Annotated in this window: 8 protein-coding genes; 4 read left to right on the plus strand and 4 right to left on the minus strand. The window is 72.5% G+C overall.

Annotated elements, in window-relative coordinates; translation table 11 throughout:
• Positions 1-33: 33 nt before the first annotated feature.
• Both Voc01_RS44020 and Voc01_RS44025 read right to left on the minus strand, forming a co-directional pair.
• The gene (locus Voc01_RS44020) at positions 34-3,108 is read right to left on the minus strand and encodes a discoidin domain-containing protein (protein ID WP_203933709.1); all 3,075 of its coding nucleotides are present in this window, start codon (positions 3,106-3,108) and stop codon (positions 34-36) included.
• A 359-nt stretch (positions 3,109-3,467) separates the two neighbouring features.
• Entirely contained in the window at positions 3,468-4,904 is a 1,437-nt protein-coding gene (locus Voc01_RS44025; RefSeq protein WP_203933710.1) for a glycoside hydrolase family 76 protein, read from the minus strand.
• A 135-nt stretch (positions 4,905-5,039) separates the two neighbouring features.
• On the opposite strand from Voc01_RS44025, the gene Voc01_RS44030 reads away from it, so the two are divergent.
• Together Voc01_RS44030 and Voc01_RS44035 are read left to right on the plus strand one after the other, a co-directional pair.
• Complete coding sequence (locus tag Voc01_RS44030) at positions 5,040-6,929, plus strand: glycoside hydrolase family 76 protein (RefSeq protein ID WP_203933711.1); 1,890 nt, start codon at positions 5,040-5,042, stop codon at positions 6,927-6,929.
• A 300-nt stretch (positions 6,930-7,229) separates the two neighbouring features.
• The gene (locus tag Voc01_RS44035) at positions 7,230-8,804 is read left to right on the plus strand and encodes a sulfatase-like hydrolase/transferase (protein ID WP_203933712.1); all 1,575 of its coding nucleotides are present in this window, start codon (positions 7,230-7,232) and stop codon (positions 8,802-8,804) included.
• Here Voc01_RS44035 and Voc01_RS44040 read toward each other — a convergent pair.
• Positions 8,797-9,381, minus strand: a complete 585-nt coding sequence (locus Voc01_RS44040; RefSeq protein ID WP_203933713.1) for a TetR/AcrR family transcriptional regulator — start codon at positions 9,379-9,381, stop codon at positions 8,797-8,799. The two genes, Voc01_RS44035 and Voc01_RS44040, sit on opposite strands and share 8 nt — an antisense overlap.
• Positions 9,382-9,467: 86 nt before the next feature.
• On the opposite strand from Voc01_RS44040, the gene Voc01_RS44045 reads away from it, so the two are divergent.
• Complete coding sequence (locus Voc01_RS44045; protein WP_203933714.1) at positions 9,468-10,442, plus strand: alpha/beta fold hydrolase; 975 nt, start codon at positions 9,468-9,470, stop codon at positions 10,440-10,442.
• Here the strand turns inward: Voc01_RS44045 and Voc01_RS44050 are convergent, their stop codons facing one another.
• A complete protein-coding gene (locus Voc01_RS44050) occupies positions 10,443-11,018 on the minus strand; it encodes a TetR/AcrR family transcriptional regulator (RefSeq protein WP_203933715.1) in 576 nt (191 codons plus the stop codon). It lies immediately after the preceding gene.
• Positions 11,019-11,117: 99 nt separating this feature from the next.
• Here Voc01_RS44050 and Voc01_RS44055 point away from each other — a divergent pair, with 99 nt between their 5' ends.
• Positions 11,118-12,215, plus strand: a complete 1,098-nt coding sequence (locus Voc01_RS44055) for a Gfo/Idh/MocA family protein (protein ID WP_203933716.1) — start codon at positions 11,118-11,120, stop codon at positions 12,213-12,215.
• The last annotated feature ends 11 nt before the right edge of the window (positions 12,216-12,226 follow it).

Raw genomic sequence — 12,226 nt, forward strand, 5'->3', positions numbered from 1 at the left:
CCCGCAAGGACGGGCCGCCGTCGGGGCGTAGTGTCACCAACCGGTGCGGCCGGCTCCGTACGGGTACAGCGGGTTGCCGTAGGTCGTCGGCACCGGGCGACCGGCGTCGATGTGGCCGCGGATCTCGGTGCGCTGCGCGGCCGTCGCGGCGAGGTCGTACGGTAGGTCCCACTGTTCGGTGGCATCGGCCGGGACGTCCGTCCCACCCGGACGGAGCACATCGGACAGTGCCCGCGGCAGCTGCCACGGGAGTTTGCCGCTGGGCGCGTAGTCGCCGAACAGCAGGCTCGCCAACGCCGGTCCCATCTCCTCACCACCGCGATAGGTCACGACGATCGCGGCGGCCAGGTCGTGCCACTCGGTGATGACGTAGGGCCGCGGCAGCACCAGCGCGACCACGACCGGGATCCCCTGCCGTTGGAAGTTCTGGATGACCGCGAGCTGGTCCGGTGGCAGGTACGGCTGCTCCTTCACCCAGTTGGTGCCGTGGGTGTACGACGCCTCGCCGACGGCCACGATCGCGAGCTTCGGCGCCGGCCCACTGTCCTGGTACACGTTCACGCCGGCCGTCGCGGCCCGCGCGCGCACCGCGTCCACAATGGACTTCGACCCGTGGTTGTCGTGGAAGTAGGACGTCCACACGCAGCAGGCGCCGCCGTCCGAGGCGCGCGGCCCGGCCACGACGATGTTGTCGCCGGCGGACAGGCGCATCGGGAGTACGCCGTCGTTCTTCAGCAGTGTCATCGCCTCGCGCGAGGCCTGGTTGATGAGGCCGGTGTACTCCGGGGTGTGCTGCCGGTACGGCCCGTTCACCGGGTCGCCGTACGGGTTCTCGAACAGGCCGAGCTGGAACTTCAGCCGCAGCACGCGCCGCACCGCGTCGTCGACGCGCGCCGCCGGCACGTTCGCGAGGAACGTGGCCATCGAGAAGCCGGCCGCGCCCGGGTCGGCGCCGCCCATCACGTCGGAGCCGGCGTTGGCCGCGCCGACCCACGAGCCCGACGGGAGCCAGTCGGTGGTGATGAGGCCGGTGAAACCGAGGTTCTGGCGCAGGTACCGCAGGATCGGCGCGCTGTCGCCGGCACCCGGGCCGCCCGGGTCGAGCAGCGTGCTGCCGGCGTAGCCGGGCATGATGTTCACCGCGCCGGCCTCGATCGCGGCCCGGAACGGGATCATGTGGTACTTGATGGTGACGGCGTCGAACACGATGACCGCCTCGCCGCCGGCGCCCTCGCCGGGCCAGTGCTTCACCGTGGCGAGCACCGACCTCGGGTTGAGCTCCGGTCCGCCCTGCAGGCCCGACACCAGCGCCCGCACCTGCGCGGCGGCCACGTCGGCGTTCTCGCCGTTGCCCTCCTGGATGCGCGGGTACAGCACCTTCGTGCCGACCTCGGCGAGCGGGCCGAGCACGCCGCGGGTGCCGACCTCCAACTGCTCCCTGCGTTGCATGTCGCCGAGCTTGTAGTCCAGCGCGTAGTTCCGCGCCGCGGCGAGCGCGCTCTGCGTGGGCCACGTCGTCTGGTAGCCGTGGATGGTGTCGCCGGCCGATACGAACGGGATGCCGAGGCGGGTCCCGCTGCTCGCCAGGAGCATGGCGTGCAGGTCGGGCGCCTGTGCCGGTCCGAAATGCCAACCGCTCCTCGGGAACGCCTGCGCGTTGTAGAACATCTGGTACGCCTTCTCCTCGGCCGTCATGCGGCCCAGGAGGTCGTTCACGCGCGTCTCGACCGGCTGCCGCCAGTCCTCGTACGGCTCGATCGTGCCGCTGCGGTTGAGATCGCGCGCACCGTTCACAATGGACACCCCGTCGGCCACGGCCTCCAGCGTCGGGACGTAGAGGCTGAACCGGCGGATGTTCGAGGTGACGGTTCCGCCGCCGGTCACCGCGGTGACGTACCACTTGTACGTCCAGCGGTCCTCGATGTCCCACGTCGGGGTGTAGCTCGTGCCGGTCGGTTCGGCGACCCGCGTGTAGAGGTCGATCAGGGCGCCCGGCCGGGTGAAGTCGTAGTCGGTGCGGCTGATGTTGAGCCACACCTGGTAGCGGGTCGCGCCGGCGACCGCGTTCCACGACAGGGCCGGGCGCCGGGTGGTGGTCACCATCGCGCCGTCGGCGGGCGCGGCCAACGCGAACTGGTCGGTGGTCGCGGGCGGACGCGTGGGGCCGCTCAGCATCGGCGGCGTGGTGGCACCGGTGTCGACGGTCCCGAAGACCTGGAACTCCCAGAGCGAGTAGCCGTACCCGGTGGCGCGCGCGGTGCCGTTCAGGCGGATGAACCGTCCGGTGCCGGTGACGGTCAGCGTCTGCGTCCCGCCGGTGCCGGTCGTGGTGCTGTAGACGGTGGTCCAGGCGTTCCCGTCGGTGGACAGCTGCAGCTGGAACGCTGTGGCGTACGCCGCCTCCCAGACGAGCACGACGCGGGTCACCGTGGCGGTGCCACCCAGGTCGACCCGGATCCACTGTGGATCGCTGAACTGGCTCGACCACCGGGTGGTGCCCCGCCCGTCGAGCGCGGCGGCCGGCGCGTTGCCACCCTCATAGGACGACGCGGTCACCGGCTTGAACGCCGAGATCGGTGTGGTGCCGACCGGTCCGGTGCCGCCGGTGGCCCCGAAGACCTGGAACTCCCAGAGCGAGTACCCGTACCCGGTCGCCCGCGCGGTGCCGTTGACCCGCACGTACCGGCCGGTGCCGGCGACGGCGAGGGTCTGTGTGCCGCCGGTGCCCGACGTCGTGCTGTAGACGGTGGTCCAGGCGGTGCCGTCGGCCGACGTCTGGACCTGGAAGGCGCGGGCGTACGCCGCCTCCCACGACAGGACCACCTGGTCGACGGTGGCCGGTGCGCCGAGGTCGACCTGGATCCACTGTGGATCGCTGAACGCCGACGACCAGCGGGTGCCGGCGTTCCCGTCGACAGCCGCGCTGGCCGGGTAGGCGCCGCCCTCCGACGACGACGCGGTGACGGGCCGGCCCTGCGACAGCAGCGCGCCGGCGGCGCGGGCCTCCCGCGCGGTGACGGCGGTGTAGGCGGCGACGATCACGATGAGGAGGGCGAGCACGGCGGTGAGGGTCCGCGGCCGCCGCGGAACCGGCAGGGGTGGGGACATACGGCGCTCCATGGGCAGCCCGGCGGAACCGGGCGGCGGGCGGGCCGCGGCTCCTCCGGAGGGTCGGGACGGGCGTGGGAGAGCGCTCTCCAACACAGAGAGCGTCATCGATTCCGGCCGTCCCGTCAACCCACTGTTCGCCCGCTCCTCGCCCACCCCTCGCACGCCTCCTGCCCGCCACTTGCCCACTTCTGCCCGCGTACCCCCCACCGTCCGCGCCGATCTTGCAGTCGTGGCCGCCGATATATCCGGATTTACGTGGCTTATCGGGGACCACGAGTGCAAGATCGGCGCGGAAAGGGGGGCGGCGCCGGCGGCGCGGGGCGGAGGGGCGGGGGCGGAGGGGCGGGGGCGGAGGGTCAGGGGGCGGCGTTCAGGAGGTCGAGGGCGGACTGTTGCCGGGCGGCGTCCGTCCGGTCGACCGGGCCGGCCCAGCGCAGCCCGTAGGTGTCGAGCGGGGTGCGGTTCGCGGCGTGGGCCGTGTCGGCCTGGCGGCGCAGGTACGTGGAGTAGGGGCGGTCCGGGAGGGCGGCGTTCAGCGCCGCCAGGCCGCGGACGTGCGCGCCCTTGAACGACGGGCCGTCGGCACCGCAGTCGCCGGACTCGCAGGAGTCGCGGAGGATGCCGCCGGGGTTCAGGGCGGCGTCGCGGGTCGCGGCGTCGGCGATCTGGCGGGCGCGGGTCAGCGACGACGCGTCGCCGGTGGCCCGACCCAGCTCGGTGAGCGCGGCCACCAGGACGCCCTGGTTGTACGACCACACCGCCGGGTTGCCGGCCCGGCACGTCGAGAGGCTGATGCCGTCGACCACCAGGTTGCGGGAGTCGACCATGCCGGTCCCGGCGTACCAGGCCCAACCGGCCCGGGCGCGTTGCAGGTACAGCGAGTCGCCCGCGACACGGTTGTGCAGCGCGGCGTTCACCTGGATGTACAGGCTGTTGGTGATGGCGTTCTTGTACGTGTGCGCCGTGCTCCACCACACCCCGCCGCCGCAGACGCCGTCCCAGTGGCGGGCCATGTGCTCGGCACCGGCGCGGGCGGTCGTCAGGTAGCGGGCGTCGCCGGTGAGGTCGTAGGCGCCGATCCACGCCATCGGCCACCATCCGGTGTCGTCGAGGAAGTCGTTGGTGAAGTTTCCCCGGTGCGCGTTGATGTTCCGCGTGTAGGTGTTCTCGATCGCGTAGCGGTAGCTGGTCATCCCGCTGCGGCGGATGTTGTCGACGACCGCTGTCAGCGCGTTCGCGGAGTTCCACCACCCGGTCGTCGCGAACAGGCCGGTGCCGTTGTCGTAGAACTGCATGAGCGCGGTGGCCGCCGCGGTGCGCCGGTCCCACGCGTTCCAGGTGCTGCGGGCCCACGGCGTACAGGCCACGTCGGGACGGTCGCCCGCCTTCCCGCACGCGCGCAGCGCACCGACGCCCCGGGCGTTCCAGTCGTCGACGTTGTACTGCGCCGTACGCCAGCCCCGTTGCCCGGCCGGTACCGCGGTCACGCCGAGCCGGCTGCCGTCGGCCCACGTGCGGCCGCCGTCGAAGGAGCGGTCGAGCCAGACCTCGTCGCCGGCGTTGCCGGTCTCGATCGCGGCCCACCCCATCGCGTCGGTGTCGTTGAGGTGCAGCACGATGCTCCGGCCGAAGAGCGTCGTGCGGACCGGCGTGCGGTCGGCCGGCGCCGCGGCCGCGTCGCGCGCGTCGCAGTACCGGTTGCAGACCACCCGGTTGGCGAGGGTGGACGGTTCTGCCGGGGGCGCCGCCGGCGCGAGGAGGACGGCGGTGAGCGCGAGACTGATGGGGACCACGGATGCCTCCCTCTACGGTGGATGGCCGTTCTAGCAGCCCTCATCGACCTGTGTCAATTGACAACGGTCGTTCGCCGCGCGATTATCGATGGCATTGAGAGAGCGCTCTCACTCCCCGCCGAAGGGGCCTCCGCCATGTGGTTGCGCCGCTCCGCTCCTACCCTCGCGCTCGTCGCCGCCTGCCTGGCGGTCGCACCCGCCGCCCATGCCAGGCCCGCGACCACGGCCACGCCCGCGAAGGGATCCGCCACCACGGTCGCGCCCGTCGTCGCGGCGGCCGTCTGCGGCCTGTGGTGCGACACGCGCGATCCGTCGCTCGCCCGCCAGGAGACGTTCCCGGTAGCCGAGCGGCGGCAGAACAACCGCCGCATCGTCCTGCATGTGTCCGATGTGGACGGCATGGCCTGGGGCAGCATCGACGACGGCACCGCCGGCAACGCCGTGTGGCTCGACCGGTCCTTCGACGGCGGCGCCACCTGGGAGGGCCTGCTGGGCAGGGCGAGCATCCCCGGCACCTGGACCGGCACTCGCACCCTCATGTACAACATCTCCGACCCCTCGCGCCACCGGCGTGGCGTCGTCCGCGCCTGCGGTGACGCGAACGGCGTCTCCTGCACCGACTGGGCGCACCTGAAGGTCTGCGCCCGGGCCTGCGACGGCGCACCGACGCCGACCGGTGCCGGCGACGTGGAACCCGTGCCCGCCACATCGATCGCCGGCCGCCGCGTCGCCCTGCACGTCGACGGCGACGGCATGGCCTGGGGCACGCTCGACGCCGGCCGCGTCGGCGACGAGGTGTGGCTCGACCGGTCGTGGGACGCCGGCGCCTCCTGGCCCGGCGGGTCGTCGCTCGGCCGGGTGTCCGTGTCGTCCGGGACCGGCGTGCGCACCGTCGCCTACGCGACGCGCGAGCCCCGCGCGCGGCTGTCCGGCGGCGCCGTCCGCGCCTGCGGGCGGGCCGTGGAGGGGGCGGCCGGCAGCTGCACCGCGTGGTCCCGTCCGGTCGCCGGGTCCCGCGCCGACGCGGCTGTCGACGCGCTGATGTGGTGGTACGACCCGTACACCGCGTGGTGGCCGTCGAGCTGGTGGAACTCGGCGGTCGCGGTCACCACGGTCATCGACCACCTGATCGCCGGCGGGCGGCGCGACCACGACTGGGTCGTCAACCGCACGTTCGTGGTGAACCGCGTGCCGTTCCCGGCCGGGCAGCGGTCGACCGACGCCGTCGAGGGCAACTTCATCAGCCGGGCCATCGACGACGCGGCCTGGTGGGGACTGGCGTGGGTGCGCGCCTACGACCTCACCGGCGACCCGGTGTACCTGGACGAGGCGCGTACCATCGCCACCTACGTGCACGGGTACTGGGACCCGACGACGTGTGGCGGCGGCGTCTGGTGGGACCGTGAACGCACCTACAAGAACGCCGTCACGAGCGGGCTGTACGTGCGGCTGGCCGCGGCCCTGCACAACCGCACCGCGGGCGACACGCTGTGGCGCGACCGCGCCCGCACCGGGTGGACCTGGTACGTCGCAAGTGGACTGATCAACCCCGCCGGCCTCGTCAACGACGGCCTCACCGGTGCGTGCCGCAACAACGGCCAGACCGTCTGGACCTACAACCAGGGACTCGCGATCGGCGCGGCCGTCGAGGTGTGGCGGGCCACCGGTGACGCGGGCGCGCTCGCCACCGCGCGCCGGCTGGCCGACGCCGCGATCGCGTCGCCGACCCTGGTGCGCGACGGCATCCTCACCGAGTCTTGTGACGCCGACACGACCCTGTGCGACGACAACCAGAAGCAGTTCAAGGGAGTCTTCCTGCGGTACCTGCACGACCTGGACCGGGTCACGGGCGGCGCGTACCGGTGGTTCGCGGTGCGGCAGGCCGACGCGATCTGGGCGGCCGACCGCGACGCGCTGAACCGGCTCGGTCAACGCTGGTCGGGCCGCAGCCCGGCGGGATACCCGAACGCCCGCGACTGGCGTACACAGGCCAGCGCGGTCAGCGCGTTCATCGCGGCCGCCTGACCTGCCCCGACGACAGGATCGCGGTGGGAGGGAACCTCACGTGCGCGTCGCTGCGTACCAGGGGATGGCGCGGCACCGGGCTGCGCGGCCGACACCCGCTCGGGAGGGTACCGCACCTTGGCGTTGTCCACGGGGGTTCCGACGTCCGTACCGGGGCCACGGCCACCGGTCGATGACGAGGCGGCAAGCGCGCCAGAGGCTGACACCCGCACGCGCGTCACCTCTGAACCGGAACGCGAACAGCGACCGGCGGAACCGGCGCGACCACCGCGGGCCTGGCGCCGGTACGCCGCGTGGGCGGTGACCGCGCTCGCCGGTGCGATCCTGTTGTGCGGACTGGTGCTGCCGAACGAGTTCCGCCACTTCACGCCGGGGTGGTTCGTGCGGATTCCGGTGGAGGCGTTGCTGGGCCTCGTGATCGTGCTCGTGCTGCCGCGCCGGCCGGGCCGGGTCGCGGCGGTGCTCGCGGGCGTCGGCCTCGGACTGGTGGTGATCGTCAAGGTCATCGACATGTTCTTCATCGCCCTGTTCCTGCGGTCCTCCGACCCGGTGCTCGACTGGACACTGCTGGGCAACGGATTCGACTTCGTCCGGGAGTCCTACGGCGGCGCGGGCGCGGTCGGCGCGGTGGTCGCCGTCGTGCTGCTCGTCGGCGCGGTGCTCGCCGTGACCGTGTGGTCGGCGTTGCGCATGACGCGACTCGTGGTAGGCCATCGACGCAACGCCGTGGTGACCGGGCTCGTGCTCGCCGTCGCCTGGGTGCTGCTCGCCGTGACGAACGCCGAGATCGTGCCCGGCGAACCGGTCGCGGCCAAGAGCACCACCGGTTTCACGTACTACCGCGCGCTGCAGGCGAAGAAGAGCATGAACGACAAGGAGACGTTCGCGCGCGAGGCCGCGGTCGACGCGTTCGCCGGCGTTCCCGACAACCAGTTGCTGAACGGGTTGCGCGGCAAGGACGTCGTGTTCGCGTTCGTGGAAAGCTACGGGTTCAGCGCGGCCACCGATCCGCGGTACCAGGCCGACATCGGGTCGGTGCTCGACGACGGGCGCAACCGCCTGCAGGCGGCCGGTTTCTCGGCGCGCAGCGGTTTCCTCACCTCGCCGACGGCGGGCGGCGGAAGCTGGTTCGCCCACGCGACGTTCCTCAGTGGACTGTGGATCGACAACCAGCAGCGGTACAAGACGTTGACGTCCAGCAAGCGGCTGACGCTGGGAACCGCGTTCCGCAGGGCCGACTGGAACACCGTCGGCGTGATGCCGGGCATCATCCGGAAGTGGCCGGAGGGCGAGTTCTTCGGCTACGACCGCGTCTACGGCAAGGAAGGGCTCGCCTACCGCGGACCGCGCTTCGGGTACGCCGCGATGCCCGACCAGTACACGCTCGCCAAGTTCCACAAGGAGGAGCGCGCGAAGCCGGGCCGCGGGCCGCTGATGGCCGAGATCGAGCTGATGTCGAGCCACACCCCGTGGGGGGCACCGCCGGAACTCGTCGACTGGAACGACATCGGCGACGGCTCCACGGGTTTCGCCGCCGCGTCGCCCGACGGGTCACTGCTCGGCGGGACCGCGCAGGCGCGCGCCGCCTACGCGAAGACCATCGGCTACTCGCTGCGCTCGCTCATCTCCTACGTCGAGACCTACGGCGACGACAACCTCGTGCTCGTCTTCCTCGGCGACCACCAGCCGACCCCGAACGTCACCGACAACAGCCCGAACTTCGACGTGCCCATCACGATCGTGGCCCGCGACAGGGCGATCCTCGACCGCACGGCCGGCTGGGGCTGGCAGGACGGGCTGCGCCCGACCCCGGGCGCGCCGGTGTGGAAGATGAGCGACTTCCGCGACAGGTTCCTGACGGCGTTCGCTACGTAGCGAGCGCGCGGCGCAGCATCGCGATCAGCTGTTCCGCCGCGGCGGGGGTGTCGAACGTCGGGTCGGCCATGCGTTCGGCGACGATCGCGTCGATCGCGCCGTTGACCGCGATCGCGGTGACGCGCGCGTCGACGTCGGACCGGTAGTCGCCGGCCCGTTTCGCCGCCTCGACGAGGTCGGCGACGGTCTGCCAGCGGGCCTGTGCGCCCGGGCTGTCGGTGACCTCCTCGTCACCCCCGATGGCCTCGGCGATGAGCCGCGCACGCTCCGGCCGCTCGTGCAGATGGCCCACCAGCGAACGGATGTACGCCTCGAACGCCGCGGCACCGGTGTGCGGGGCGACCGCGGCACCGACGTGGGCGGTCAGTCCCCCGATCACCGACTCGTAGGCGGCCCGCACCACCGCGTCCTTCGACGGGAAGTGGTACAGCACCGTGGCCTTGGAGATCCGGGCCGCCTCGGCGATGCGGGCCAGCGACGTGCCCGCGTACCCGTGCCGCGCGACCAGGTCGATCGTCGCGTCGACGAGCTGGGCGCGGCGGGCCTGCTCGATGAACGTGGGCTTCCGGGTCGGCATCGCGGCCCACTCTACCTCCCAGTTGGATTTCTGACCGATCGGTCAGTAAGCTGACCGGACGGTAGATTTACAGGAGGCGATGAACCATGCGTCAGTTGCTGAGCCGGATCCGTCGCCGGCACCTGGTCGTCACCGCGGTCCTCGCGGTCGCCCTGGCCGGATGGTGGGCGGTGCGCACGCCGTCACCTGTCGGCTACTTCACCTCGGCGGCCGCGCAGGACCGGTTTCTCCGCGCGTACGACCGCGCGATGGAGGACCTGCCCGAGCCCGACCGGACCCTCGACGTGCGTACCGGGTACGGCGTCGTGCGGCTGTACCACTTCGCGGGGGCGCGGCCCGACGCCGCGCCGTTGCTGCTGCTCCCGGGCACGCGGTCGGCGTCGCCGGTGTGGGCCGACAACCTGCCGTCGCTGCTGCGGCTGCGCGGCGTGTACGTCGTCGACCTGCTCGGCGAGCCGGGCATGAGCGTGCAGCAGCGTCCGATCAGCAGCCCGCGCGACCACGCCCGGTGGCTGCACGAGCTACTGCTGTCACTGCCGGAGCCGCAGGTGCACCTGGTCGGCCTGTCGATCGGCGGATGGACGGCGATGAACCTCGCCGTGCACCGGCCGGAGAAGCTGGCCAGCGTCACGCTCATCGAGCCGGTCCGGGTGTACGCCGAGTTGTCGATCGGTGCGATCGCCCGGTCGGTCGGCGCGAGTGTGCGGTGGTTGCCGAGATCGTTCCGGGACGACTTCGCGAGCTGGACGGCCAATGACGCGCCCGTCGAGGACGTCCCGGTCGCGCGGATGATCGAGGCCGGCATGCAGACCTACGTCGTGAAGAAGAGTGGACCGACGAAGCTCACCGACAAACAGCTCGCGGGCGTGCGGATGCCGACCCTGGCGATCCTGGCCGGCGCATCGCGGATGCACGACGCCGACGAGGCGGCGTCGGTGGCCCGGCGCGTGCCCGCGGGCGCGACGGTGCACGTCTACCCCGACGCGTCGCACGCGATCAACGGCGAGTACCCCGACCGGATCGCGTCGGACCTGGGCGCGTTCCTGGCCGGCCGACCGTAGTCAACCGGGCCAGGCGCGCATCGCGACGGCGACGACGCGGCGGAGGTCGTCGGCGTCGACGCCGTTCGCGGCCTGCGCGGCGATGCCGTCGGTGACCGTGGCGACGTAGTCGGCGAGGGTCGCGGGGTCGGCGTCCGCCGGGAGGTCGCCCTCGCGTCTGGCGCGTTCGAGACGGTGACGCAGGGCGGCGGTGCTCGCCCGACGACGGGTGAGCACCTGCTGCCGCACCGGTTCGGACTCCGGCGCGCACGACTGGGCGTGGCCGGAGTGCAGGCAGCCGCGTCCCTCGGTGAGGCCGATGGCGCCGATCAACAGGTGCTCGACGACCTCGCGCGCGGTCGGCAGGGCGAGCGCGTCGGCGGCGTACGCGGCCGGACCGGCCAGGTACCGGTCGAGCACCGCGACGAACAGCCGTTCCTTGTTGCCGAACGCCGCGTAGAGGCTGGGGCGGTTGATGTCCATGGCCGCGGTGAGGTCGGACATCGACGTGCCGTCGTACCCCTGCCGCCAGAACACCTCCATGGCCCGCTCGAGGGCGGTTTCGGGATCGAACGCGCGCGGCCGGCCACCGGGCATCGGGCACCTTCCTTTTTTTACCTGTCGGTACATTACCCGTTGACTCCGCCGGCGCGCGTCAGCTAGGTTTTTTACCTATCGGTACACAACGGGGGTCTCGTGATCAGAGTTGGTGTGGTGGGCGCGAACCCGGCCGCGGGGTGGGCGGGCACGGCGCACGTGCCGGCGATCATGGCGGCCGGCGGTTACGAGCTCACCGCCGTGGCCACCACCCGGGAGGAGAGCGCACGCGCGGCCGCCGACGCGTACGGGGCGCGGCGGTGGTTCGTCGGCGCGGCGGGGTTGGTCGAGCACTCCGAGGTCGATCTCGTGGTCGTCGCGGTGCGGGCGGCGAGCCACGTCGAGGCGACCATGGCGGCGCTGAGGGCCGGTAAGCACGTGCTCGTCGAGTGGCCGCTGGCGGTCACCGCCGACGATGCCGCGGGTATCGCCGCGGTCGCCGACGAGGCGGGGGTGGTCCACGCGGTCGCCGCGCAGGCGTGGCACTCCCCCGGCGCGCGGTTCGTGGCCGACCTGGTCGCCGAGGGGCGGGTCGGCGCGGTCGAGGCGGTCAGCTTCGTCGGGTCCGGCGACCCGCACGGCGGTAGCCGCGTCGCGCCGTTCCTCACCGGATCGCTGGAACCCGACGCGGGCAACAACCTGCTGACGATCATGGGTGGGCACACGTTGATCGCGCTCGAACGGCTGGTCGGCGGGTTCACCGAGGTGTCGGCGGTGGTCTCCCGGCCGTCACCGGTCACCGTGGTCGGCACCGGTGAGCGGCTCGCGAGCGGTGTCGCGGGTCATCTCGCGTTCGTGGGCCGGTTCGGGAACGGCGGGGTTGGTAACGGCGCCGTCGGGTCGGTCGCCGTGCACGGTGGCAACCGCGCGGCTCCGGCCGGCTTCGACCTGCGGATCACGGGGACCGAGGGCGTGTTGACGGCCACGCCCCGCGAGCCGGGCGAGTACATCAACTGGGCCGACTGGCGGGTCCGGTGGGCGCCGGTCGAGGGAGAACCGCGCGACCTCGAGGTGCCGGAGTCCTACGGCGCGGGTGCTGGGGTCTCGGCGAACCTGACCCACCTGTACCGCGAGGTGGCGGCGGCGATCACCGAGGGACGGCCGGCGGCACCCAACTTCCACACCGCCGCGCGGGTGCAGGGGGTGCTGGCCGCCGTCGAGCGGTCGGAGCGGACGGGGTCCCGGCAGGTGCCCTGACGGCGGGCACC

It is taken from the genome of Virgisporangium ochraceum (assembly GCF_016863655.1).
GTDB classification, from domain to species: domain Bacteria; phylum Actinomycetota; class Actinomycetes; order Mycobacteriales; family Micromonosporaceae; genus Virgisporangium; species Virgisporangium ochraceum.

Excerpts from the sequence above, each read along its gene's own strand:
- Voc01_RS44020 (WP_203933709.1), bottom strand. The coding sequence starts at position 3,108 with ATGTCCCCACCCCTGCCGGTTCCGCGGCGGCCGCGGACCCTCACCGCC.
- Voc01_RS44040 (WP_203933713.1), bottom strand. The coding sequence starts at position 9,381 with ATGCCGACCCGGAAGCCCACGTTCATCGAGCAGGCCCGCCGCGCCCAG.
- Voc01_RS44050 (WP_203933715.1), bottom strand. The coding sequence starts at position 11,018 with ATGCCCGGTGGCCGGCCGCGCGCGTTCGATCCCGAAACCGCCCTCGAG.
- Voc01_RS44045 (WP_203933714.1), top strand. The coding sequence starts at position 9,468 with ATGCGTCAGTTGCTGAGCCGGATCCGTCGCCGGCACCTGGTCGTCACC.
- Voc01_RS44030 (WP_203933711.1), top strand. The coding sequence starts at position 5,040 with ATGTGGTTGCGCCGCTCCGCTCCTACCCTCGCGCTCGTCGCCGCCTGC.